Annotated in this window: 23 protein-coding genes; 12 read left to right on the top strand and 11 right to left on the bottom strand. The window is 67.7% G+C overall.

Annotation, left to right across the window (positions count from 1 at the left end):
* Positions 1-7: 7 nt before the first annotated feature.
* From AT699_RS06255 to AT699_RS06245, 3 genes are all read right to left on the bottom strand, one after another.
* Positions 8-985 (bottom strand): Bug family tripartite tricarboxylate transporter substrate binding protein, encoded by a 978-nt coding sequence (locus tag AT699_RS06255; protein ID WP_006389103.1) that lies wholly within the window; start codon positions 983-985, stop codon positions 8-10.
* Positions 986-1,103: 118 nt separating this feature from the next.
* Positions 1,104-2,012, bottom strand: a complete 909-nt coding sequence (locus AT699_RS06250; RefSeq protein ID WP_006389102.1) for a dihydrodipicolinate synthase family protein — start codon at positions 2,010-2,012, stop codon at positions 1,104-1,106.
* Positions 2,013-2,025: 13 nt separating this feature from the next.
* Entirely contained in the window at positions 2,026-3,153 is a 1,128-nt protein-coding gene (locus AT699_RS06245) for a mandelate racemase/muconate lactonizing enzyme family protein (RefSeq protein WP_024068006.1), read from the bottom strand.
* Positions 3,154-3,309: 156 nt separating this feature from the next.
* On the opposite strand from AT699_RS06245, the gene AT699_RS06240 reads away from it, so the two are divergent.
* Positions 3,310-4,188 (top strand): LysR family transcriptional regulator, encoded by an 879-nt coding sequence (locus AT699_RS06240; protein ID WP_024068005.1) that lies wholly within the window; start codon positions 3,310-3,312, stop codon positions 4,186-4,188.
* Between the two features lie 14 nt (positions 4,189-4,202).
* On the opposite strand, the gene AT699_RS06235 is transcribed toward AT699_RS06240, so the two are convergent.
* Positions 4,203-5,402 (bottom strand): amidohydrolase family protein, encoded by a 1,200-nt coding sequence (locus AT699_RS06235; RefSeq protein WP_024068004.1) that lies wholly within the window; start codon positions 5,400-5,402, stop codon positions 4,203-4,205.
* 60 nt (positions 5,403-5,462) lie between these two features.
* A complete protein-coding gene (locus tag AT699_RS06230; protein ID WP_006389098.1) occupies positions 5,463-5,663 on the bottom strand; it encodes a hypothetical protein in 201 nt (66 codons plus the stop codon).
* Positions 5,664-5,854: 191 nt separating this feature from the next.
* Here AT699_RS06230 and AT699_RS06225 point away from each other — a divergent pair, with 191 nt between their 5' ends.
* On the top strand, positions 5,855-6,355 hold the full coding sequence (locus AT699_RS06225) for an ASCH domain-containing protein (RefSeq protein ID WP_006389097.1): 501 nt from the start codon (positions 5,855-5,857) through the stop codon (positions 6,353-6,355).
* A 351-nt stretch (positions 6,356-6,706) separates the two neighbouring features.
* Positions 6,707-7,045 carry a virulence factor gene (locus AT699_RS30850; RefSeq protein ID WP_006389096.1) on the top strand — a complete coding sequence of 113 codons (339 nt, stop codon included), beginning with the start codon at positions 6,707-6,709 and terminating at the stop codon, positions 7,043-7,045.
* Positions 7,046-7,280: 235 nt separating this feature from the next.
* Here AT699_RS30850 and AT699_RS30845 read toward each other — a convergent pair whose 3' ends face one another.
* From AT699_RS30845 to AT699_RS06210, 4 genes are all read right to left on the bottom strand, one after another.
* Complete coding sequence (locus tag AT699_RS30845; protein ID WP_080564301.1) at positions 7,281-7,529, bottom strand: hypothetical protein; 249 nt, start codon at positions 7,527-7,529, stop codon at positions 7,281-7,283.
* Positions 7,530-7,829: 300 nt separating this feature from the next.
* Positions 7,830-9,176, bottom strand: coding sequence for a serine--tRNA ligase (gene serS, locus AT699_RS06220; RefSeq protein WP_006389094.1), 1,347 nt, complete (start codon positions 9,174-9,176; stop codon positions 7,830-7,832).
* Positions 9,177-9,218: 42 nt separating this feature from the next.
* On the bottom strand, positions 9,219-10,559 hold the full coding sequence (locus tag AT699_RS06215; RefSeq protein ID WP_006389093.1) for a replication-associated recombination protein A: 1,341 nt from the start codon (positions 10,557-10,559) through the stop codon (positions 9,219-9,221).
* Between the two features lie 134 nt (positions 10,560-10,693).
* Complete coding sequence (locus AT699_RS06210) at positions 10,694-11,485, bottom strand: deaminated glutathione amidase (protein WP_006389092.1); 792 nt, start codon at positions 11,483-11,485, stop codon at positions 10,694-10,696.
* Between the two features lie 173 nt (positions 11,486-11,658).
* On the opposite strand from AT699_RS06210, the gene AT699_RS06205 reads away from it, so the two are divergent.
* From AT699_RS06205 to AT699_RS06165, 9 genes are all read left to right on the top strand, one after another.
* Positions 11,659-12,927, top strand: a complete 1,269-nt coding sequence (locus AT699_RS06205) for an amino acid deaminase (protein WP_006389091.1) — start codon at positions 11,659-11,661, stop codon at positions 12,925-12,927.
* A gap of 149 nt (positions 12,928-13,076) precedes the next feature.
* Positions 13,077-14,636 (top strand): ABC transporter substrate-binding protein, encoded by a 1,560-nt coding sequence (locus AT699_RS06200; RefSeq protein WP_006389090.1) that lies wholly within the window; start codon positions 13,077-13,079, stop codon positions 14,634-14,636.
* An 85-nt stretch (positions 14,637-14,721) separates the two neighbouring features.
* A complete protein-coding gene (locus AT699_RS06195; RefSeq protein WP_020924879.1) occupies positions 14,722-15,663 on the top strand; it encodes an ABC transporter permease in 942 nt (313 codons plus the stop codon).
* Between the two features lie 27 nt (positions 15,664-15,690).
* Entirely contained in the window at positions 15,691-16,560 is an 870-nt protein-coding gene (locus tag AT699_RS06190) for an ABC transporter permease (protein ID WP_006389088.1), read from the top strand.
* 2 nt (positions 16,561-16,562) lie between these two features.
* Complete coding sequence (locus AT699_RS06185; RefSeq protein ID WP_024068001.1) at positions 16,563-17,570, top strand: ABC transporter ATP-binding protein; 1,008 nt, start codon at positions 16,563-16,565, stop codon at positions 17,568-17,570.
* Positions 17,567-18,568, top strand: coding sequence for an ABC transporter ATP-binding protein (locus AT699_RS06180; RefSeq protein WP_024068000.1), 1,002 nt, complete (start codon positions 17,567-17,569; stop codon positions 18,566-18,568). Before AT699_RS06185 ends, AT699_RS06180 begins: the two co-directional genes overlap by 4 nt.
* A gap of 32 nt (positions 18,569-18,600) precedes the next feature.
* The gene (locus AT699_RS06175; RefSeq protein WP_006389085.1) at positions 18,601-19,473 is read left to right on the top strand and encodes a MurR/RpiR family transcriptional regulator; all 873 of its coding nucleotides are present in this window, start codon (positions 18,601-18,603) and stop codon (positions 19,471-19,473) included.
* Positions 19,474-19,487: 14 nt separating this feature from the next.
* The gene (locus AT699_RS06170) at positions 19,488-20,969 is read left to right on the top strand and encodes an N-acyl-D-amino-acid deacylase family protein (RefSeq protein ID WP_024067999.1); all 1,482 of its coding nucleotides are present in this window, start codon (positions 19,488-19,490) and stop codon (positions 20,967-20,969) included.
* Between the two features lies 1 nt (position 20,970).
* Complete coding sequence (locus AT699_RS06165; protein WP_006389083.1) at positions 20,971-21,405, top strand: RidA family protein; 435 nt, start codon at positions 20,971-20,973, stop codon at positions 21,403-21,405.
* A gap of 507 nt (positions 21,406-21,912) precedes the next feature.
* On the opposite strand, the gene lolA is transcribed toward AT699_RS06165, so the two are convergent.
* On the bottom strand, positions 21,913-22,548 hold the full coding sequence (gene lolA, locus AT699_RS06160; protein ID WP_024067998.1) for an outer membrane lipoprotein chaperone LolA: 636 nt from the start codon (positions 22,546-22,548) through the stop codon (positions 21,913-21,915).
* On the bottom strand, positions 22,548-24,926 hold the full coding sequence (locus AT699_RS06155) for a DNA translocase FtsK (protein WP_006389081.1): 2,379 nt from the start codon (positions 24,924-24,926) through the stop codon (positions 22,548-22,550). The genes lolA and AT699_RS06155 overlap by 1 nt, the downstream gene beginning before the upstream one ends.
* Between the last annotated feature and the right edge of the window lie 14 nt (positions 24,927-24,940).

Genomic DNA, 24,940 nt, shown 5'->3' with positions numbered 1-24,940 from the left:
GCCGATTTCAACCTTCCGCCACGATCTTCGCGTCCTGGATGGTCTTGGCGTATTTGCGCTGCTCGGCGCGCATGAAATCGGCGAATCGCTGCGCGCTGCCGCCGCCGTCTTCCGCGCCCACCTGCGCCAGCTTTTCCTGCACGTCGGCCATGGCCAGCACGCGGTCGATGTCCCGGTTCATGCGCGCGACCATGTCGGCCGGCATGCTGGCCGGGCCGACCATGCCGAACCAGATGCTGGCCTCGAAGCCCGGGTAGCCCTGCTCGGCCACCGTCGGTACATCGGGCTGGCTCCTGGAGCGCTGCTGCAGGGTCTGCGCAAGCGCCATCACCTTGCCGGACTGGATCAGCGGCGTGGCCGTGGTCATGCCCTCGAAGCAATATTGCACGTGGCCGCCCAGCAGATCGTTCATCAGCGGCGCCGAGCCCTTGTAGGGCACGTGCAGCACATCGATGCCGGCGCGGGCCTTGAAGATCTCCAGCGCCAGGTGCTGGGCCGATCCGCTGCCGGCCGACCCGAAGATGATCTTGCCGGGTTGCGCGCGACACAGCGCCACCAGGTCGGGCAGGGTCCTGGCGGGCTGCGCCGCGCCGCCGATCAGCAGCGTGGGAGTCTTGCCCACCAGCGCGATGGGCGAGAAATCGCGTTCGGCCGAATAGGTCAGCTTGGGCTGCAGGCCCGGCGCGATGCCGTGGCTGTTGACGTGCGCCATCAACAGGGTGTTGCCGTCGCCCGGCTGGCGCGCGACCTGCTCGGCGGCGATGATGCCGGCCGCGCCGGCGCGGTTCTCGACGATCACCGGGATGTTCCACATCACGCCCAGCTTCTGTCCCAGCAGCCGCGCCAGCACATCCGTGCCGCCCCCGGCCGGAAAGCCGACCACGATCTTGACCGGCCCCGGCGGCAGCTCCTGCGCCCGGGCTGACGGCAGGACGAGCGCCGCCCCCAGCGCCGCGGCGCCGGTAATGAAGTCCCTACGTTGCATGCGTGTCTCCTCGCGCGCCGGGTTCATGCCCGGCGACTGTTGGTAAACCTTGCCCGCCCTCGCCTTCCATCGGCCACTCAAGGTGGCCGGCCGATGACGCGGCGTCCTGCGATGCGGCTCAGGCCGCGGGTACCGCCAGCCGCTGGGCCAGTTGCGCCGCCTGCGCGGCGGTCAACTCCACCAGCGGCGGCCGCACCGTGGCCCAGACCGGATCATTGCGTCGTTGCGCGATGGCCGCCTTCATGGCCGGGATCATCGGATAGGCCTGGAAAATGGCGCGGGTGTCGTTCAGGGCGCGCTGCCGCGCTTCGGCGTCGGGTTCGCGCCAGGCGCGGTAGAGCGCGACGATGGGCGCGGCGTTGACGTTGCCGGTGGCGGTGATGCAGCCCGCGCCGCCGGCCCGCATGGTTTCGAGCAGGACGGTCTCGGTGCCGGCGAACACGTCGAAGCCGCGCGGCTGGAAGTCCCGCAGCATCGCCGCCGTGTTGTCCCAGTCGCCCGAACTGTCCTTGATGCCGGCGACGATACCGGGGAACTCGCCCAGCAGGCGGTCGATGAGACCCTGGCTGATGGGCACGCCCGACACCGGCGGGATGTGATACAGGTAGATCCGCAGGCGTTCGTCGGCGACCCGTTCGATCACGTGGGCATAGGCGCGGAACAGGCCCTCGTCGCTGACGCCCTTGTAATAGAACGGCGGCAGCATGAGCACCCCGCCGCAGCCCGCGCTGACGGCATGACGGGTCAGCTCCACGGCGTCCGGCAACGCGCAGGCGCCGGTGCCCGGCATCATGCGCGCGGCCGGCAGCCCGGCTTCCAGCAAGGCATCCAGCAATTGGCGCTTTTCGGCCACGCTGAGCGAATTGGCCTCGGAGTTGGTGCCGAAGATCGCCAGGCCCGCGCCCTGCTCCAGCAGGGCGCGGCAATGCCCGACGAAGCGCGGCACGCTGGGCGACAGGTCCGCGTTGAAGGGCGTGAGGACCGGGGAATAGACGCCTTGCGGCCGGTCCGCGGCGCGTGTGCTCATGAAGACTCTCCTGTCAGCGGCCGATGCGGGTCCACTTGCCGTAGCGCTCGACCATGCGTTCATCGAAACCGAATCCCAACCCCGGCTCCTGGTGCAGCACCACACGGCCCTGTTTGTGGCTCAGTTGGCGATCCACCAGTTTGCGGAAATTCAGGACCTGGTCGTCCCAGAAAAACTCAACATAGCGCGCATTGGGCGTGGCGGCCACCAGCGGCGCGTGCACGTCGTGGAACCAATGCGGGCAGACCACCACGCCGTAGCTGGCGGCGGTGGCGGCGATGCGCTTCCATTCGGTGATGCCGCCACACACCGCGGCGTCGGTCTGCAGGATGCCGGCCGCGCCCTTGTCCAGCAGTTCCTTGTGGTACCAGCGGCCGTAGCCGATCTCGGCGGTGGCGATGGGCAGGTGCGTCAGGCGCGCCAGCTTGGCGTGACTGTCGATATCGTCGGGGCCGAACGGCTCCTCGATGAAGTATGGCTCGTACTGCTCGAAGCGGCGGATGTACTGCATGGCCTGGGTCACGTCCTGCCAGGCGTTGTTGCAGTCCATCATCAGTTCCACGTCGGGACCGATGGCCTCGCGCGCCGCCTTCAGCCGCGCCTCTTCCTCGCGCGGCGACAGGCGGCCGGTCTTCATCTTGACGGCGGCAAAGCCCTTGGCGACGTAGCTGGCCATTTCCTCGCCCAGATGCTGCGGCGTCTTGCCGTCCAGGTAGTAACCGCCACTGGCGTAGGCCGGCACGGACTCCAACTCGACCGCGCCGAGGAACTTGTGCAGCGGCAGGCCGGCGGCCTTGGCATTCAGGTCCCACAGCGCGATGTCCAGCGCGCTGATCGCGCGCATCACCGTGCCCTGGCGCCCCTGCAGCAGGGCCTCCTGGTACATCGCCTGCCACAGCCCCTCGACCGCGTGCGAATCCTTGCCCAGCAGCACCGGCGCCAGCAGGCTTTGCACCGCGGCCTCGAAGATTGCGCCGCCGGCGCTGCCGACGTAGCAGAAGCCGATGCCTTCGATGCCGTCGGTGCTGCGGACCTTCACCAGTCCGTAGTGGCGGGTGGAGACGGTGCGGTTCGAAAACGAGGTGACCTTGTCCAAAGGCACGGCGGCTGCGCAAACGTCGATGGATTCAATGATGGGCACGGTTGGCTCCTGATGAGGGGAATATTGCGGGTTGCACGGCCGGCGCGCCTTGCGCCGGCGCAACGCTCAGACGCATTCTTGCCGCCACCAAAGAAACAAACAATTATCTTGAACCATATTTAGAATATGTAAAAAGCATCTTTTTAGAGCCCGACGATGGAATCGAGATTCCTGCAGACCTATGTGCACGTGGTGGAGCTGGGCTCCATCGCGCAGGCCGCGCGCCACCAGGGGCTGACGCCCGCCACGGTGCAGCAGCGGCTGCGCGCGCTCGAGGCGGACATGGGCAGCGCGTTGATCGCCCGCTCGGGCCGCACGGTCAAGCCCACCGCCGCCGGCACCCGCATCCTGGAGCGGGCCCGCAACGTGCTGCGCGACCTGCGCGACCTGCGTTCGGCGGCCACCGAGTCCGACCTGCCCGCCGGCCCGCTGCGCCTGGGCGCCACGCCCACCGCGCTCACCGGCATCATGCCGCCGGTGCTGCGCACCTGGGCGGCGCGCCATCCCCACATCGAGATCTATATCGAGCCGGCCCCCACCACCCTGCTATACGGCAAGGTGCTGTCGGGCGAGCTGGACGGCGCGCTGCTGGTGCATCCGCTGTTCGCCATTCCCAAGTCCTGCGTCTGGCGCGACCTGCGGCGCGAGCCGCTGGTGCTGGTGACCCCGGTCGACATGCCGGTGCGCGACCCGCTTGCGGTGATTGCGCGCGAACCCTATATCCGTTACGACCGCAGCGTGGTGGGCGGCCGCATGGCCGACGACTACCTGCGTGCCCGCGACCTGCGGCCGCAGGTGCGCTTCGAGCTGGACGGCATCGATTCGATCGCCAAGCTGGTCTCGGAGGGGCTGGGAGTGGCGCTACTGCCCGACTGGGCCACCACGGGTGTGTCGGCGCCGGTCAAGCGCTGGCCGCTACCGGCGCCCTGTCCGGTGCGCACGGTCGGCGCGATCTGGCCGCGCTCGGGGGTGCGCTCCGAATTGATGCGGGTATTCGTGGAACTGGCCGAGGATCAGGCGGCGGCGCAACGCTGACGGCCAGGCGGCGCCTACGCCGCCGCGCCATCCAGCAAGCGGCCATCGCGCGCCACCACCTTGCCGCCCGAGATCACCAGGCGGCGCGGCGCGCGTTGCGCCACGGCTTCGGCCACGCCGCTCGCCGCCACCAGCACCAGGTCGGCGCGCGCGCCGGACTCCAGCCCGTAGTGCGCGAATCCGCAGGCGCGGGCCGCGGCGGTGCTGACGCAGTCGAAGACCCAGCCGATCTCGTCGTCGCGGCGCAGGTCGTTGCGCAGGCCGATCATCATGGCGCGCGCCAGCATGTCGGGGCTGCCATAGGGCGTCCAGGTATCGCGGATGCCGTCGTTGCCGCCGAACAGCGTCACGCCGGCGTCGCGACAGGCGCGCAGCGGCGGCACCGGCCGCGACGGCGGCGCGGTGGTCAGCAGCGCCACGTCCAGCGCCGCCAGGCGCTTGAGCAGGCCATCCAGCCGCCTGGCATCCACGCCACCCAGGCAGAACGCGTGGCTGATGACGACACGACCACGCATGTCCAGCGCCCGCACCCGGTCCAGAATCAGGTCGAGCGAAAACGCGCCCAGTTCACCCGGTTCGTGCAGGTGGATGTCCAGCGGCTTGCCATGCTTGTCGGCCAGGCCGAACAGCACGTCGAGCGATTGCGCCGGGTCGCGGTCGATGGCGCAAGGGTCGAGTCCGCCCAACACGTCCGCGCCCTCCGCCAGCGCCCGGTCCAGCAACGCCGCCGTGCCCGGCCGCACCAGCAGGCCGGATTGCGGAAACGCCACGGTCTGGATCTCGATCCGGCCGGCCAGCGCCGCGCGCGTGCGGTGCACGCCCTCCAGGTGACGCAGGCCGGCATCCGTATCGACGTCGACGTGGCTGCGGATGCGCGTGGTGCCTTCACGCAGGAAGGCCAGCGCCAGCGCGCGCGAATGGCTGGCAGCGTCATGGCCGCTGGCGGCGCGCCAGGCACGTTCATTGTCAATGCGGTCGGTCAGCGCCGGGCCCACCTGGTTCACGTACCACGGAGAATCCCAGGTGGTCTTGTCCAGGTGCGTGTGCCCTTCGACCAGTCCCGGCAACAGCAGCGCGCCCGCCCCGGGCTCGCGCGCCACGCCGGCGGGCGCCTGCAGGTTTGGCCCGATGCGTTCGATACGGCCGCGGGAAATCAATACGTCGACCGCCGCGCCATCGGGCAGTCGAACGTCGTTTAACAACATGTCGGTCATGGGGACGTCCTTGGCCTCGCCTCTCGCCTGCATGCGCCGGGTATCCGGGCGGCGGCCGGATCAGGCTTGCTGCGGCGGTTCGATCCAGAAGAAGCGCTGGCCCTGGCGGAGCATGTCCGCGACGCCTTCGGCGCTGAGGCGATAGTCGGTGCCCATCAACGTGGCGCCGCCGTCGTCGTGAATATGGATGACGGCCAGCGGGTCGTTGGCCATGGTGTACCAGTAGTAACCGGGCTTGAGATCATGCAGGTCAGTATTCATGCCCCGAGTATACAAACAACGCCGGGGCGTATTCAAAAAGACACACAAGTAACCCTTTGCCTGACACGACGATTGCGACGCGTCATACTGTTTCATGCGAGGTTTCGGAAAGCCCGCCATGTTGGCACGTGTCGACGCGGCCGCAGCACCATTGGTATGCAAGCGTCGGACGTGAGGGGAACAACACAGGTATGAAAAGGCAAGCACTCCAATTCAGCGAGCCACTCAAGCAAGCCATTCTCGATGGCTATAAAGTGCAAACCCGGCGCATCGTCAAACCGCAGCCCACCAAGCTGACAACCGCCTGGTATGCCGACGCGGCCGATTCCGGGAAGTGGGTCGCCATGGGTCCCGCGGAAGGCGAGGGCGAGTTGCGCAAGACTTCCCCCTGGATAAGTTGCCCTTATGGCAAATCCGGCGAAAGCATCACCCTCGAGGATGAATCCGGCAAACCCTTCGCCACCGCCGTCGTGGTCGGCGTGCGCATCCAGCGCCTGCAGAGATTGTCCGAAGCGGATGCGCGGGCCGAAGGCACGCAGGCGCTCTATCACTCCTCGGCGCTGTTGCCGGGCGTGCCCCTGCAGACCGCGTTCGCCCTGACCTGGTGCGAGCGCTATGGCGCGCATGCCTGGGCCGCCAATCCCTGGGTCTGGGTGGTCGAATTCCGCTGCCAACAGCCTGACGAGCGCTAGGGCGAAGTCGGGAAAATGACCCTCCGGAGCGAGGCACGGCCCCGGGGCACCGCCTTGGCGCAGGCGTACCGGTGTTGCCGACAGGGGAATCCGCCCGCGCTGATGGTGACTACCTGTAACTCGGCCGCCTCGCCGAAGTCGGCGCCGCCTTATTTCAGTCGATTTCACCCCTGGGTTCGCCAGAGTGGGAGCGGGCTGACGCGGCGCAACATCGGCGCCGCCGGCACGGCGGCAACCGTTGCGGATTGTCGCTATTGAGGACGGGTCGCTTACCTTCGCCGCGCCGAAAAGGTCGAAAATAGCGTCAACGAATACTCAACTTTGCTGCGTCACGCAGTAGGCAGGTGCAACATGAAAAAATGGTTAATCGCAGGGGTCGGCGCCGCCGGCCTGCTGATCTCCAGCGTCGCATTGGCCCGGGTCGACGTCGGCATCTCTATTGGCGTGCCAGGGGTGGTCTACCCGGCCCCCGTCTACGCGGCCCCCGCCCCGGTCTATGTGGCCCCGGCGCCCGTCTACGCGCCGCCGCCCCCGGTCTACTATCGTCCGGCGCCCGTCTACGTCGCGCCGCCGGTCGTGTACCCCGCCCCGGTCTATATCCGCGGGGGCGGCTACTGGGGCGGCCATCGAGGCCATTGGCGTGGTCCCGATCGAGGCTATTACCACGGTCGCGGCGGCTGGCATCGTTGATCCCGCGACGGCACGAAAAACAAAGGCCACTCCCAGGAGTGGCCTTTTTTCCTGCGGGGCAATTTCCGGTGCCCGGCGGGAATCGTGTCAGGTCGTGGGGACCTGGACGGACTTGCCCGTCACGACGGCGGGCGGTTGCTGCGACGCCGGATTGGGCTTGGCAACAGCCCAACGCGGCGATTCCTGGACGAGATCGATCCAGCGGCGCGGCGCGCTCGACGCCCGCCACCAACCATTATGCGGACGCATGAGCAAACTCCGGTTCACCGTTGAAACGAACGCCGTTGATTTCTTCAAACAGTTGCCGGCTTTCCTGTTCCGCTTCGTCCAGGCTTGCGAACGGCGCCTGCCCCGGCACGGTCCAGCATTTTTCCGGTGCGGTTCCGCCTACCCGGCGGGTCCATATCTGCACGCGGTAGCCCTGCTCGTCATCCTGACTCACAGCGCATCTCACCCGAAAATCTCCAATCATTCTTGAAGTCATGGACAACTCCTTGTTATATGTGTGAATGAGGCGTGTAAAACGCAGATGTATTGTGCCGAACTATCTGGCCCTTTTATTGAAAATACACAATTGCTCACATCAAAATCAGGCAGTCACGCCGCCAACATAATCCACGGACGCGACAGAAATATGTCTCGATCATAAATAGGCCGGACTTCCCGCCCCATCCGCCGTGTGGTCGACTTGCATAATCAGCAAGTGGCGTGCCCGGTCCTGGCGAACAATAAAAAACGGAGCCCGCGGGCTCCGTTTTTTATTTGCGGATTGCTCCAGCCAGGGTCAAGGCTTCAATACCGTCAGGCCGCCCATGTAAGGTTGCAGCGCCTCGGGCACCAGGATGCTGCCATCGGCCTGCTGGTGGTTTTCCAGCACCGCCACCAGCGCGCGGCCCACGGCCAGTCCCGAGCCGTTCAGCGTATGCACGTATTCGGGCTTGCCCTGGGCGTTGCGGAATCGCGCCTGCATGCGGCGCGCCTGGAAGGTTTCGCAGTTGGACACCGACGAAATCTCGCGCCAGGTGTTCTGCGCCGGCAGCCACACCTCCAGGTCGTAGGTCTTGGCCGAGCCGAACCCCATGTCACCGGTGCACAGCAGCATCACCCGGTACGGCAGCCCCAGCAATTGCAGCACCCGCTCGGCATGGCCGACCATGCCCTCCAGCGCCTCATAGGACTGGTCGGGCTGCGTGACCTGCACCATTTCGACCTTGTCGAACTGGTGCTGGCGGATCATGCCGCGGGTATCGCGCCCGCCGCTGCCGGCTTCGGAACGGAAGCACGGGGTGTGGGCGGTGAGCTTGAGCGGCAGGTCGGCGGCGGCCTGGATGGTGTCGCGCACCACACTGGTCAGGGTGATTTCCGACGTCGAGATCAGGTACTGGTCTTCGCGCACGAACGGCTTGCCGTGCTCGTCGACCTTGGGATCGTCGTCGCCGCCGCCCTTGGACACGGCGAACATGTCATCCTTGAACTTGGGCAGTTGGCCGGTGCCGTACAGCGTCGAGGCGTTGACGATGTACGGGGTGTAGCACTCGGTGTAGCCGTGCGTGCCGGTCTGCAGGTCGAGCATGAACTGCGCCAGCGCGCGGTGCAGGCGGGCAATGGGACCGCGCATGAACGAGAAGCGCGCGCCCGACAGCTTGGCGGCGGTATCGAAGTCCAGGCCCAGCGGTTCGCCCAGCGCGACGTGGTCGCGGGCCTCGAACGGCAGCGCGGGCGGGTTGCCATCGGCGCCCGCGGCGGCCGGCAGCCAGCGGCGCACTTCGACGTTATCGTCGGCGGACTCGCCCAGCGGCACGCTGGCGTGCGGCAGGTTCGGCACCGACATCAGCAGCTCGTTGAGCGGCTGCTGCAGGGCGGCCAGCTCTTCTTCCAGCTGCTTCAGGCGCTCGGGCACGGCCTGCGATTCGGCCATGACGGCGCTGGCGTCCTCGCCCTTGGCCTTGAGTTGACCGATCTGCTTGGCCAGCGCGTTGCGGCGGGCTTGCAGGGATTCGGTTTCGGTCTGGACCGCCTTGCGGCGAGACTCCAGCTCGTTGAACCGTTCCGTGTCGAAGGACACGCCACGGCTCTTGAGGCGGTCTACGACGGTTTGCAGGTCTTTGCGCAGCAGTATCGGGTCTAGCATGGTGATGTCGGTGAGATTGCGGGAAGCAACGGGCGGCGCCCGTTACCGTTTCTTGGCGCGTTCCTGCGCGTCCAGCTCGCGCAGGAATGCCAACTTCTGCTGGATTTTAGCCTCCAGGCCGCGATCGGTCGGCCGGTAGAAGGAAGGCTTGAGCCCATCGGGGAAATATTGCTCGTCCGCGGCGTAGCCGTGCGGCTCGTCGTGGGCATAGCGGTAGGCCTTGCCATGGCCCAATTGTTTCATCAGCTTGGTGGGCGCATTGCGCAGATGGATTGGCACCGGCGCGCTGCCATGCTCGGCGGCGAACTTGCGCGCCTGGTTGTAGGCGTTGTAGACGGCGTTGGACTTGGCCGCGCAGGCCATGTAGACCACCGCCTGGGCCAGCGCCAGCTCGCCTTCGGGCGAGCCCAGCCGTTCGTAGATGTCGGCGCCGTTGACCGCCAGGTCGGTGGCGCGCGGGTCGGCCAGGCCGATGTCCTCGACCGCCATGCGCACCAGCCGGCGCGCCAGGTACTTGGGATCGGCGCCGCCGTCGATCATGCGGCAGAACCAGTACAGCGCGGCGTCGGGATTGGAGCCGCGCACCGACTTGTGCAGCGCGCTGATCTGGTCGTAGAAGGCGTCGCCGCCCTTGTCGAAACGCCGCAGGTTCTGCGACAGCGAGATCTCGAGCCAGGCCGCGTCGACCGTGTCGCGGCCGGCGGCCTGGGCCGATTCGGCCACCACCTCGACCGCGCTGATCAGCCGGCGCGCGTCGCCGTCGGCCCAGGCCGCCAGCTGTTCGCGCGCGTCGGCGTCGATGTGGATGCGCGCGTCCTCCTCGTGGCCGTCGTTGAACGCCGTGATGGCGCGGTCGACCAATTGCTGCAGTTCCTCGGGCGTGAGCGACTGCAGCACGTAGACGCGGGCGCGCGACAGCAACGCCGAGTTGACCTCGAACGAGGGGTTCTCGGTGGTGGCGCCGATGAAGGTGAACAGCCCGCTTTCGACGTAGGGCAGGAACGCGTCCTGCTGCGCCTTGTTGAAGCGGTGCACTTCGTCGACGAACAGGATGGTGCGGCGGCCCTGCCCCTGCGCCACCTGCGCCACGGTGACGGCGTCGCGGATGTCCTTGACGCCGCCCAGGACGGCGGAAATGGCGATGAACTGGGCGTCGAAGCCGTCGGCCATGAGGCGCGCCAAGGTGGTCTTGCCCACGCCCGGCGGGCCCCAGAAGATCATGGAATGCGGGCGGCCCGACTCGAATGCCACGCGCAGCGGCTTGTCCGGCCCCAGCAGGTGCGACTGGCCGACGACGTCGGCCAGCGTGCGCGGACGCAGGCGCTCGGCCAGGGGCACGTAAGGCCGATGGGCGGGATCGGCCGCGAAGAGATCGTTGCTCATTGGCAGCAGATGGGGGAAGACGGCAAGGAAATCAAGCCAGTATTACAACATGTCCGGCCGCCCTCCGCCCTGGCGGCCAGGCCGGGAACCGGCCTGCGGCGCCAGGCCCGGCGAGCCCGCGGGGAACCGCCGCTTCAGGCCAGTTCCGGCGTGGCGAAACGGCGGTTGGCCAGCACCGGCAGCACCTTGCGGGCATGCGCCAGGCGTTCGGGATCGATATCGGCGAACACCAGCGCCGGCGCCTCGCCGGCCTGCGCCGTGACCACGCCCAGCGGGTCCACCACCATGCTGCAGCCGATATTGCGTTCGCCGCACTCGCCCGTGGCGGCGACGTAGCAGGTGTTCTCCAGCGCGCGCGCCGTCACCAGCACTTCCCAATGCCGCTCCTTCAACGGGCCGCGTACCCAGGCGGCCGGCAACGCCAGCAGGTCGGCCCCGTCCAGCGCCAGACGCCGGGCCAGTTCGGGAAAGCGCACGTCGTAGCAGGTCATCAGCCCGACCTTCACGCCGCCGATCTCCAGCAGCGGCGGAATGTCGTTGCCGGGCGTGACGTTGGTCGACTCTTTCATGGTGAAGGCGTCGTACAGGTGCAGCTTGCGATACTGCGACAGGATGCGGCCATCCTGCAGCGTGACCAGGGTGTTCCACACCCGGCCATCGCCGGTCGGCACGTGCACGCACATCATGGTCGCCAGCGACGAGCCGCGACTGGCCTCGAGCAGGCGCGTCATGAAGGGGCCATCCAAGGGCTGCGCGGCCTTCAGCACGATCTGCGGGTCGGTGATGTCGCGGGCCAGGATGCCCTCGGGCAGCACCAGCAGGCCGGCGCCGCCAGCACGGGCGCGCGCCATGAGATCGACGCAGACCTGGGCATTTTCTTCCCAGACGCGGCTGACGGCGAACTGGCCCAAAGCGACTTTCAGCATGACTCTTCCTTGTGTGGGGCGGCAGAGGGGCGCCGCGACATGCCCCTATTGTCGCGCCAACCGGCGCCGGCGGCGGACTACGGGTAACTCCCAACTGCCGCTTGTAAATTTCTTTCAGGATAATTAAAAAAAACGGATTTGCCGTAAATATTTTCCAGAGACGAACCGCCGCCATGCCCCACTCCTCCATCACCGCAGCCCCCCTGGACGCCAACGGCAAGGGCCTGGGCGCCTTTCCCGCCGCCTGTACCAACGCCGGCGTGGCGGCGCTGAACTGGAACCTGCTGGCCGAGGACGTCAGCCTGCCGGTGGCGGTGCTGTACGAGGCCCGCGTGCGCCACAACCTGCAATGGATGCAGCGCTTCATGGAAGCCTACCGCGTCAAGCTGGCGCCGCACGGCAAGACCACCATGAGCCCCGCGCTGTTCCAGCGCCAGATCGACAACGGCGCCTGGGGCATCACCCTGGCGACCGCGCCGCAGGTGGTGGCGGCCTACAACCATGGCATCCGCCGGGTGCTGATGGCCAACCAGTTGGTCGGCCGCGCCAACATGGCGCTGATCGCCAAGCTGCTGCGCGACCCGGCGTTCACCTACTTCTGCATTGTCGATTCCGTCGCCAACGCCGCCCAGCTGGGCCGTTACTTTGGTGAGCAGGGCCTGGTGCTGCCCGTGCTGATCGAACTGGGCCCGACCGGCGGCCGCACCGGCGTGCGCGACGACGCGCAACTGCAGGCCGTGGCCGAAGAAATCGGCCGCTGGCCCGGGCTGGCGCTGGCCGGCATCGAAGTCTACGAAGGCGTGCTGCAGGAGGAAACCGCGATCCGCGCCTTCCTGCGCCGCGCCACCGACGCCCTGCGCGGGCTGGCCAGCACCGGCCGGCTGCGCAAGAACGGCCCCGCCCTGATATCCGGCGCCGGTTCGGCCTGGTTCGACGTGGTGGCCGAGGAATTCTCGCAACTGGACATCGGCGCGCCGCTGGAAATCGTGCTGCGCCCCGGCTGCTACCTGTCGCACGACGTCGGCGTCTACCGTTCGGCCGCCGAGCGCATCAACGCCCACAACCCGGTAGCCCACAAGATGGAGCCGGGCCTGCAACCCGCGCTGCAGGTCTGGGCCTACGTACAGTCGCTGCCCGAACCCGGCCGCGCCATCGTGGCCATGGGCAAGCGCGACGCCGCCTTCGATGCCGGCCTGCCGACGCCGTCGCTGCATTTCCGTCCCGGGCAAAGCGCGCCTGGCGCCGCGCCGTCCCAATGGAAGCTCACCGCCATGATGGACCAGCACGCGTTCATGCAGATCGGCGAGAACGACGACATCCAGGTTGGCGACATGATCGCCTTCGACATCTCCCATCCCTGCCTGACGTTCGACAAGTGGCGCCAGGTCCTGCTGGTGGACGAGCAGTACCGCGTCATCGACGTCGCGGACACCTTTTTCTGAGCCTTTGCGCGCGGCGCGGCCGCGCGCTCCGTTGCGCTACCGACAAGCCCCGCGCCCGGGGGGCAAGAACGAACTCGGGCATCCGGCGCCTTACCGGCCTTTCACTGAATCACGCGACAACCTGTTTTTGACCCTCTGGAGAGAGAATCATGAACTTCCGCACCTCCCGGCAAGGCGGCGGGCTGAAAAGCCTGCTCGTGGCCGGCGCAATTGGCTTGACCGCATTGTCGTCCCCCGCCCTCTGTGCCACGCCGGTCAAGGGAGGCACGATTTCCGTCGCCACCATCGGCGAGCCGCCCACGCTGGACCCGATGAGCAGCACCGCCGACCTGGTCGGCATCCTGACGCAGCACTTCTTCGAAACGCTGTACACCTTCGACGCCAAGTGGAACCTCACCCCGCTGCTGGCGGACAAGATGCCCGAAGTCACGCCGGACGGCCTGGTCTACACCATCGCGCTGCGCCAGGGCATCACCTTCCATGACGGTTCCAAGATGGATTCGTCGGACGTGCTGGCCTCGCTCAAACGCTGGACCGAGACCGCCACGCGCGGCAAGATGGCCGCCAAGGTCATCGCCAACATCGAGGCGCCCGACGCCAACACCATCCGCATCACGCTCAAGCAGCCCTACGCCCCGCTGACCGCGCTGCTGGCCATGAACAACGCCGCCGCCGTGATCATGCCCAAGGGCAAGATCGCCCCGGTGCTGACCGAGATCGTCGGCACCGGCCCCTACCAGCTCAAGGCGCGCGTGCCGGACCAGTACATCCAGCTGACCCGCTTCGAGGGCTACAAGCAGCGCGAAGGCGAACCCGACGGCTACGGCGGCGCCCGCAAGCAATACCTGGACGAGATCCGCTTCGTGCCGGTCGCCAACGCCAACACCCGTTCCGAAGCCGCCGCCGCGGGCCAGTTCGACTACGTCGACTCGCTGCCGGTGGAAGCGCTGGACAAGCTCAAGGGCGGCCGTTCCGATCCGGTCATGCTCAAGCCCTTCGGCTGGCCGCGCCTGGTGCTCAACACCAAGCAGGGCATCATGTCCAACCTGGCCGTGCGCCAGGCGGTGCAACTGGCGCTGAACGAAGAAGACATGCTGTTCGCCGCCTTCGGCAACAAGGACTTCTACAAACTCAACGGCGATCTGTATCCGGAAGGCTACCCGTGGGCCACGTCGCTGGGCGGCAAGGTCTACAACAAGGGCGACGCCGCCGCGGCCAAGAAGCTGCTGGACAGCGCCAACGTGGCCGACAAGAAGATCCGCATCCTGACCAGCCAGCAGTACGAGTTCCACTACAAGATGGCGCTGGTGGCGGCGGAATACCTCAAGGCCGCCGGCTTCACGGTGGACATGCAGGTGGTCGACTGGGCCACGCTGACGCAGCGCCGCCAGGATCCGGCCGTGTGGGACATCTTCATCACCCACAGCGTGTTCCTGCCGGAACCCGCGCTGATCGACTTCCCGTCCAAGGACGCGCCGGGCTGGTGGGACACGCCGCGCCGCGCGCAGGTGATGGATGCCTTCAACCAGGCCCGCACCCAGGAAGAACGCGTCAAGCGCTGGGCCGACGTGCAGCAGGCCGTGTATGACGAAGTGCCGTTCGTGAAGGTCGGCGACTTCAACGCCCAGGCGGCCCGTTCGCCGTCGCTGCAAGGCGTCAAGCCGGCGCCGTGGCCGTTCTTCTGGAACGCCTGGAAAGCGCAGAAGTAAACCAGGCCGCGGGGCGGTCCGCTCAGGGCCCGCCCCGCCTGAACCACAGCGCCGGCATCGGCGCGCCGATCCTTAGGATGCCACTGTGTTGCGTTATCTCTTGAACCGGCTGGTCGGGCTGGTGGCCGTGATGTTCATCGTCGCGACCATCGTGTTCGTCATCATCCGCGTCACGCCCGGCAACCCCGCCGCCGTGATGCTCGGGCCCCAGGCCAGCCAGGCCGACATCGCCGCGCTCGAACACCAGCTGGGCCTGGACCAGCCCCTGCCGGTGCAGTACGTCTCCTGGCTGGGCAAGCTGGTACAGGGCGACCTGGGCCAGTCCATCTTCATGAACAAGCCGGTGCTGGCGGCGCTGGCCGACCGCGCCGAGCCAACCCTGCTGCTGACGCTGATGTCGCTGTTCATCGCCACGCTGATCGCGCTGCCGGTGGGCATCCTGTCGGCGGTCAAGCGCGGCACCACGCTGGACCAGTCGGTGCTGTCGTTCTCGATGTTCACCTCCAGCGTGCCGAGCTTCTGGCTGGGCCTGCTGCTGATGCAGGTGTTCTCGGTCAAGCTGGGCTGGCTGCCGGTGTCGGGCTATGGCGGGCCGGACGCCTCGTTCGCCACGCGCGTGTCACACCTGATACTGCCCGCGGTGGTGCTGGGGCTGGTGAACTCGGCGCTGATCACGCGCTTCATCCGCGCCAGCATGCTGGACGTGCTGCGCGACGACTACGTGCGCACCGCCCGCGCCAAGGGCCTGCCGGAAAGCCGCGTGATCCTCAAGCACGCCGTGCGCAATGCGTTGATCCCGATCCTGACGGTGCTGGGCCTGACCACGGCCCTGCTGATCAGCGGCGCCGTGGTCACCGAGACCGTGTTCGGCCTGCCCGGCGTGGGCAGCCTGGTGGTGTCGGCCGTGCTGCGCCGCGACTATCCCGTCATCCAGGGCGCGCTGCTGATCATCGCGGCCATCTACGTGCTCATCAACCTGTTCATCGATCTGCTGTACCTGCTGGTCGATCCGCGCGTCCGTTATTGATGATGAATTGCGAACGAAACGACCGAAATGACTAATCCGACTACCGTTAACGCCGGCACGGACCGCTGGCAGGTGCTGCGCCTGCTGGTGGCCCGCAAGACCGTGCTGATCAGCCTGATCGTGCTGATCGTGCTGGTGGCCGCGGCGCTGCTGGCGCCGTGGGTCAGCCCCTACGACCCGTTCAAGCTGTCCATCATGAACCGCCTCAAGGCGCCCGGCGCCGTGCACTGGTTCGGCACCGACGACTTCGGTCGCGACGTGTTCAGCCGCGTCATCTACGGCGGCCGGCTGTCGCTGATGGTGGGCTTTTCGGTGGTGATCGTGTCCAGCGTGCTGGGCATCGCGCTGGGCCTGATCGCCGGCTTCTTCCGCTCGGCCGACAAGTTCGTGTCGCGCCTGATCGACGCGATGATGGCGTTTCCCGACATCCTGCTGGCGATCTCGCTGGTGGCCGCGCTGGGACCGTCGCTGGTGAACGTGGTGATCGCGCTGGGCATCGTCTACACGCCGCGCCTGGCCCGCATCGTGCGCGCCTCGACCCTGGTGATCCGCGAACTGCCTTTCGTCGAGGCCGCCCGCGCGCTGGGTGTGTCCACCTGGCGCATTGTCACCGTGCACGTGCTGCGCAACCTGCTGTCGCCGATCCTGGTGCAAGGCACCTTCATCTTCGCCTACGCGATCCTGGCCGAAGCCGGCCTGTCGTTCCTGGGCGTGGGCGTCTCGCCCGACATCCCCACCTGGGGCACCATGATCAACGCCGGCCAGCAGTACATGGGCTCGGCCGACTGGATCATGATCTTCCCCGGCATCGCCATTGTCCTGTCGGTGCTGTCGCTGCAACTGGTCGGCGACGGCCTGCGCGACGTGCTCGACCCGCGCCTGCGCAAGGAGCTGTAATCATGACCGCAAGCACCCGAGACATCGTGCTGTCGGTGGAAGGCCTGAAGACCTGGTTCCACAGCCGCGACGGCGTCGCCAAATCGGTGGACGGCGTCACCTTCGACCTGGCCCGCGGCGAAACGCTGGCCATCGTCGGCGAATCCGGCTCCGGCAAGTCCGTCACCAGCCTGTCCATCATGGGCCTGCTGCCCAAGCCGGCCGGCCGCATCGAAGCGGGCAAGATCCGCTTTCGCGACCGCCGCGGCCAGGAACACGACCTGGCCCACGCCTCGCCGGCCACGCTGCGGCGCATCCGCGGCGCCGAGATCGCCATGATCTTCCAGGAGCCGATGACCAGCCTGAACCCGCTGTACACGGTGGGCGACCAGATCGCCGAAGCCGTGCTGCAGCACGAGGGCGGATCGCGCGCGGCGGCCATGAAGCGCGCCCGCGACATGCTCGACCGCGTCGAGATCCCGGCGGCCGACCGGCGCGTCAACGAGTATCCGCACCAGATGTCCGGCGGCATGCGCCAACGCGTCATGATCGCCCTGGCGCTGGCCTGCAACCCGGCCGTGCTGATCGCCGACGAGCCCACCACCGCGCTGGACGTGACGGTGCAGGCCCAGATCCTGGACCTGCTGCGCCGGCTGCAGGCCGAGATGAACATGAGCATTCTGTTCATCACCCACAACCTCGGTGTGGTGGCCGAGATCGCGCATCGCGTGGCGGTGATGTACGCCGGCCGCGTGGTCGAGGACGCCGGCGTCTACGACCTGTTCGAGAAGCCCACGCATCCGTACACCCGCGGCCTGCAGTCCTGTCTGCCGACCGCGGCGCTGCTGGCTTCCGGCGAGCGCCTGCGCGCCATCCCGGGCAACGTGCCGAGCGTGCTGTCGCTGCCGGCCGGCTGCACCTTCGCGCCGCGCTGCGCGCTGGCCGACGACAACTGCCGGCGCGACGTGCCCGAACTGGTGCCGGTGCAGGCCCAGCACCACGCCCGCTGCATCAAGGTAACCCCGCTATGACCGCAAGCCCCCAACCCGCGCGCGCCACCGAACCGCTGGTGCGCATCGAGGACCTGAAGGTCCACTTCCCCACCTCGCAGGCGCGCAACGCGCCGGTGGTGCGAGCGGTCGACGGCGTCAGCTTCGACGTGCCGCGCAACACCATCGTCGGCCTGGTGGGCGAGTCCGGCTCGGGCAAGACCACCACCGGCCGCGCCCTGCTGCGCCTGTTCGCGCCCACCGCCGGCCGCCTGCTGTTCGACGGCCAGGACATCACCAAACTGTCCGAGAAAGAAATGCTGCCGTGGCGCCGCCGCATGCAGATCGTGTTCCAGGACCCCTACGCCAGCCTCAACCCGCGCATGACCGTGGCCGAGATCCTGGGCGAGGCGCTCGACACCCATAAGCTGGCGCAGCATCGCCGCGAGGCCCGCATCGGCGAACTGCTCGAACGCGTCGGCCTGAACGCCGATCACCGCCGCCGCTATCCGCACGAATTCTCCGGTGGCCAGCGCCAGCGCATCGGCATCGCCCGCGCCCTGGCGGTGGAGCCCGACTTCATCGTGGCCGACGAACCGGTCTCGGCGCTGGACGTGTCGGTGCAGGCGCAGGTGCTGAACCTGCTGCAGGACCTGCAGCGCGACCTGGGCCTGACCATGCTGTTCGTGGCGCACGACCTGGCCGTGGTCGACTACCTGTGCGACGAGGTGGTGGTGATGTACCTGGGCCGCGTCATGGAACGCGGCCCGACCAGCGAGGTCTACGCGCGGCCGCGCCATCCCTATACCCGCGCCCTGCTGTCGGCCGCGCCGGTGCCGGATCCGCGCGCGCCGCGTTCGCGTATCCTGCTCAAGGGCGACATCCCGAGCCCGGTCAACCCGCCTTCCGGCTGTGTCTTCCGCACCCGCTGCCCGCACGCCATCGACGCCTGCGCCACGATCGAAGCGCGCGACGTCAGCGTCGGGCCAGGCCACTTCGCGGCCTGTTCGCGCCTCGGCGATCCCGAACTGGCCGCGTAAGGGCCGCGCCCGCCATGACCCAGGAACACCACATGAACATCATCCGCGACATCGTCTTCCAGATCCGCAGCCGCCGGGACGACCTGAGCGTGACCGAGCGCAAGGTCGCCGACGCCATCCTGGACAACATCATCTGGAGCGCCAGCGCCACCGTGGACCAGCTGGCGGCCAAGGCCGGCGTCAGCATCGCCACCATCTCGCGCTTTGCCCGCACCGTGGGCTGCGACGACACCCGCGACCTGAAGATGAAGCTGGCGCAGGCCAGCACCGTGGGCAGTCGCTTCCTGGACCAGAGCACGCCGGCCGAGGAAAGCACGTTCTACGCGCGCATCTACGCCGACATCGAAAGCACGCTGCGCGCGCACCTGCCGACCTTCACCGAACCGCTGTTCGAGGCTGCCGCCGGCATCGTCGACGGCGCCCGCATGATCTACGTGTTCGGCGTCGGCGGGGCATCGGCCGTGCTGGCGCAGGAAGTGCAGTCGCGCCTGGTGCGCCTGGGCTACCCGATCGCGGTCTACAGCGACGCCGTGCTGCTGCGCATGGTGGCCGCCACGCTCGACGAGCGCGACGCCGTGGTGATCCTGTCGGCCTCCGGCCTGACGCCGGAAATCGTTGGCGCCGCGCGCATCGTCAAGCAGTACCGCGCCCGCATCGTCGCGGTCACCGACGCCACCTCGGAACTGGCCAAGCTGGCCGACGTGGTGCTGCCGATCCGCACCGACGAAACCGACTTCATCTACAAGCCCTCGGCCTCGCGCTACGCCATGATGCTGGCGATCGACCTGCTGTCGACCGAGCTGGCCATGCTGAACCAAGAAGAGAACCGCGAACGCCTGCGCCGCATCAAGCTGGCGCTGGACGAGCACCGCGGCGGCCCCAACCGGCTGCCGCTGGGCGATTGAAACTGGAACCCAAGATGTACGACACCCTCATCGGCAACGTCCGCGTGCTCGACGGCTCGGGCGGCGCCGAATACACCGCCGACGTGGCGCTGGCCCATGGCCGCATCGCCGCCATCGGCAACCTGTCCGGCCAGTCGGCGGGTCGGATCATCAACGGCGCCGGCCTGGCGCTCGCGCCCGGCTTCATCGACGTCCATACCCACGACGACACCAACGTCATCCGCACCCCCGGCATGTTGCCCAAGCTGTCTCAGGGCGTGACCACCGTGGTGGTGGGCAACTGCGGCATCAGCGCCTCGCCGGTCTCGCTGCGTGGCGAACCGCCCGACCCGATGAACCTGCTGGGCCAGCGCGACGATTTCGCCTACCCGACTTTCGCCGACTACACCCGCGCCATCGAGGCCGCGCAGCCCGCCGTGAACGTCGCCGCGCTGGTCGGCCACACGGCCCTGCGCAACAACCACATGGACCGCCTCGACCGCAGCGCCACGCGCGACGAAGTGATGGCCATGCGCGATCAATTACGCGAAGCCCTGGCCCACGGCGCCATCGGCCTGAGCACCGGCCTGGCCTACGGCTCGGCGATCGAGGCCGACACCGCCGAGGTCAAGCTGCTGGCCGAGGTCCTGGACGAATTCGGCGCGCTCTACACCACCCACCTGCGCTCGGAATTCGCCGCCATCCTGGAAGCCATGCAGGAAGCCTTCGACATCGCCCTGCACGCCCGCGTGCCGGTGGTGGTGTCGCACCTGAAATGCGCCGGCGCCGGCAACTGGGGCCGCACCAAGGAAGTGCTGTTCAAGCTGGAGAACGCCGGCCGCATGCAGCACGTGGGCTGCGACTGCTATCCGTATTCGGCCAGCTCGTCCACGCTCGACCTCAAGCAGGTCACCGACGAATTCGACATCGACATCACCTGGTCGGTGCCGCACCCCGAACAGGCCCGCCGCAAACTGTCCGCCATCGCCGCCGACTGGAACGTGACGCTGCTGGAAGCGGCGAAGCGCCTGCAACCGGCCGGCGCCGTCTACCACAACATGCACGAGGACGACGTGCGCCGCGTGCTGTCGAACCGGCTCACCATGGTCGGCTCCGACGGCCTGCCCAACGACCCCATGCCGCACCCGCGCCTGTGGGGCGCCTTCCCGCGCGTGCTGGGCCACTACAGCCGCGACGTCGGCCTGTTCCCGCTGGCCGAAGCCGTGCATAAGATGACCGGCCTGTCCGCCGCCCGCTTCGGCCTGGCCGAACGCGGACTGGTGCGCGAAGGCTTCCACGCCGACCTGGTGCTGTTCGACCCCGCCACCGTCATCGACCGCGCCACCTTCGCCGCCCCCGTCCAGACCGCCGCCGGCATCGAGGCCGTCTGGGTCAACGGCGTCCTGTCCTACCGCCAAGGCCAGCCCACCGGCGACCGCGCCGGCCGCTGGCTGCCCCGCAACGGCGACCTGCGCGCCAGCTTCGCCGCCTCAACCCCCGCCCTTCAGGAGCCCTGACATGAGCAGTACCACCCCCACTCCCGACAACAACGGCATCACCCGCTACGGCGTCGCCGGCGGCACCGGCCAAGGCGGCTCCCACATGCCCTTCGCCCGCGCCGTCGCCGCCGACGGCTGGCTCTACGTCTCGGGCCAGGTCCCGATGGAAAACGGCGAAGTCATCGAAGGCGGCACCGTCGCCCAGTCGCACAAGGCCATCCAGCAGGTCCTCGCCATCCTCAAGGAAGCCGGCTACGGCCCCGAACACGTCGTGCGCTGCGGCGTCTGGCTCGACGACGCGCGCGACTTCCCCTCGTTCAACAAGGTCTTCAAGGAATACTTCGGCAACAATCCCCCCGCCCGCGCCTGCGTGCAGTCGCCGCTGATGGTGGATGCGAAAGTAGAAATCGACTGCGTGGCGTACAAACGCCCCCACGCCGCGCTCACTGCGTGAGCTACTGCCCCAAAAGGGGGCTGCCCGGCCTTCGGACGGCCGGGCAGCCGGGCGACCGGGCGACCGGGCGCCCCTCCTGGCCCAAGCCATCCGCTGCGCGCTTCAAGTACACCGCCCACACCGCGCCGCAAGCGCGCAGCGATCAACATCACGACGCAAGCCACCACGTATGCAAAAAACGGCCGCCCGCGCGGCCGTTTTTTGCGGGCAACGCAAACCTCTCCCATGCCCACGAGTTCCAGCAGCGCCACATTTCTCGAAACCGGTAGCCCGGCGCGGGGCGCGCAGGCGGTGAGCGCGCCGTCGATGCGCCCGCGGGAATCTGAAGGCAGTCGCCGCAGGCGACAACGAAGATGACGAAGGGGAAGTCCGGAGCGAACGCTCCGGACCGCAATCGTTGGCGCGCTGACCGCCTGCGCGCCCCGTGACGGGCGGCCTACGAAGCCCGACCAACAAAGAAATAATCAAGAACCCAACAGCAACTCAGCACTGACGCCGCCGGACTCCCTACATCTTGACCACATCCACGCCCTTGGGCGCCACAAACCGAAACTCCCCCTCCCCAAGCTTGGGATTGGGAACGATCCCCGAAAGATCCACCCGCGTCGTCTGCCCGAACGAATCCAGCAGCTCAACCCGCACCGGCAGATTGTCCTTCATCCCGATATCGACCCGGGAGAACCCCGCGTCCGCCGTCCGCGGCTTCGCCCGCAGCCAGTCGACCCCATCCTTGGAAGGCAGCGCCGACACATCGAACGACTGCTCCAACGACCCCGACCCGAACAGAATCGCCGCCGGCGACGTCCCGATGGCCGCATCCACCTTGCGCTCGGTCACCTGCGCCAGGTCCGGATCGAACTGGAACACCTGCTTGCCGTCGGAAATCACCAATTGCTCATAGGGCTTCTGCACCGCCCACTTGAACTTGCCCGGCCGCTGGAACGAAAACACCCCCGTCTGCGCCGGCTGCGTGCGCCCTTGCGTGCTGACGGTGTATTGGGAAAACGTCCCCGTCGCCGCCGTCACCGTGCTCACGAACGCGCGCAACTGCTCCTGCGCCGTGGCGGCCACGGCCGCAGTCGGCGCCAACGCCGGGGCCATGCACAGGGCCAGGCCGGCGGCCAGGCCACGAAACGTCTTCATCATGCTTCCTCTCGAGCGGCGGCGGGCACCAGGATCTCCCGGTTGCCATTGGACTGCATCGCCGACACGATACCCGATTGCTCCATCTGTTCCAGTAACCGCGCCGCACGGTTGTAACCAATGCGCAGATGGCGCTGCACCAGCGAGATCGAGGCGCGGCGATGCTTGAGCACCACCTCGCAAGCCTGGTCGTACATCGGGTCCGACTCGGCGTCGCCGCCGATGCCGGTGACGCTGCTGGCGCCTTCGCCGCCGTCGCCGTCCAGCCCGCCTTCCAGCAGGCCCTCGACATAGTTCGGCTCGCCCTGCGCCTTCAGGCTTTCGACCACGCGGTGCACTTCATCGTCGCTGACAAAGGCGCCGTGCACGCGCACCGGCAGGCCGGTGCCCGGCGGCATGTAGAGCATGTCGCCCTGGCCCAGCAGCGTCTCCGCGCCCATCTGGTCGAGAATGGTGCGCGAGTCGATCTTGGACGACACCTGGAACGCGATGCGGGTCGGGATGTTGGCCTTGATCAGGCCGGTGATGACGTCGACGCTGGGACGCTGCGTCGCCAGGATCAGGTGGATGCCGGCCGCGCGCGCCTTCTGCGCCAGGCGGGCGATGAGTTCTTCGATCTTCTTGCCCACCACCATCATCAGGTCGGCCAGCTCGTCGATGACCACCACGATGGTGGGTAGCGGCGACAGCGGCTCCGGCTGGTCGGGCGTCAGCGAGAACGGATTCGGGATCGGCTCCTCGCGCTTGATGGCGTCGCGGATCTTGGTGTTGTAGCCGGCCAGGTTGCGCACGCCCATCTTGCTCATCAGGCGGTAGCGCTTTTCCATCTCGCCCACGCACCAGTTCAGCGCGTTGGCGGCATGGCGCATGTCCGTGACCACCGGCGCCAGCAAATGCGGAATGCCTTCGTAGACGCTCATTTCGAGCATCTTCGGGTCGATCAGGATCAGGCGGGTGTGCGAGGCGTCGGCCTTGTACAGCAGCGACAGGATCATGGCGTTGATCCCGACCGACTTGCCCGACCCGGTGGTGCCCGCCACCAACAGGTGCGGCATCTTGGCCAGGTCGGCCACCACCGGATTGCCGGCGATGTCCTTGCCCAGCGCCATGGTCACGACCGAATGGCTGGCGTGATAGGTCTGCGACCCCAGGATCTCGGACAGCTTGACCACCTGGCGGCGCGGGTTGGGCAGCTCCAGGCCCATCAGGTTCTTGCCCGGAATGGTTTCCACCACCCGGATGCTGACCAGGCTGAGCGCGCGCGCCAGGTCCTTGGCCAGATTGACGATCTGGCTGCCCTTGACGCCGGTGGCCGGCTCGATTTCGTAACGCGTGATGACCGGACCGGCCTGCGCCGCCACCACGGTGACGGACACGCCGAAGTCGGCCAGCTTCTTTTCGATCAGGCGCGAGGTGAATTCGATGGTCTCGGCCGACACGGTTTCCTGGTTGGCCAGCGGCGGATCCAGCAGGCTGATGGCCGGCAGGTCGCCCTCGCCGCCCGGCGGCGGCGCGAAGAACAGCGATTGCTGCTTTTCCTTTTCGACGCGTTCGGACTTGGGCACCACCGTGATCGCCGGCTCGATGCGCACCGGCTGCTCGTGCACCAGCTTTTCCTGCTTGGCCACCACCTGCTCGGTGCGCACGGCCTTGGCCACCTCGCCGACCTTGCGGTCTTCGCGCGCGGCGTAGGAATTGCGCACCCGGCGCACCAGGCCTTCGATCCAGGTGCCGACGCGCTCGGCCACGGTCAGCCACGAGAACGAGAAGAACAGGCTCAGGCCGATCGCCAGCATCACCAGGAAGGCCAGGGTGCTGCCGGTGAAGCCGATGCTGCGGCTCATCAGGTCGGCCAGGGTATGGCCGATGACGCCACCGGCGCCGCTGGCGCTTTCCGAGGCGCCCGGCAGATGCGTGCCGCGGCTGGCCAGGCGCAGGGCTTCCATGCCCAGCGAGCCGACCAGCAGCAGGAAGAAACCGATGCCCTCTTCCCAGTGGACTCGAGGCAACACCTCAGGCTGCTTACCATTGGTAACACGAAGATGGCTGGCAAGGCGGCGGTAACCTGCCCGCACGCGGTGCAGCAGCAGGATCACCCACCACCAGGCGGAGAAACCGAACAGGTACAGCAGGATGTCCGCCAGGTAGGCGCCCAGGGTCCCGCCCTTGTTGTGGATGACGCCGGCGGGGACGGAATGGGACCAGCCCGGGTCGGCGGCGCTCCAGGTGGCCAGCACCAGGGTGAGCCAGGCCGCCAGGGCGGCGAAGAGGATCCAGCGGGCTTCGCGCAGCAACGCGGAGATACGCGTCTGCAGCGGCGAGGGCCCGTTGCGGGTGTTGCGCGAAGCGCGCGGAGAAGCAGTCGAGATACGCGGCATGCGGCTCATTATAA

This window comes from Achromobacter xylosoxidans (assembly GCF_001457475.1).
GTDB lineage: Bacteria > Pseudomonadota > Gammaproteobacteria > Burkholderiales > Burkholderiaceae_B > Achromobacter > Achromobacter xylosoxidans.
The sequence above is the reverse complement of the archived record's forward strand: the minus strand, read 5'-3'. Positions and strand labels throughout refer to the sequence as shown.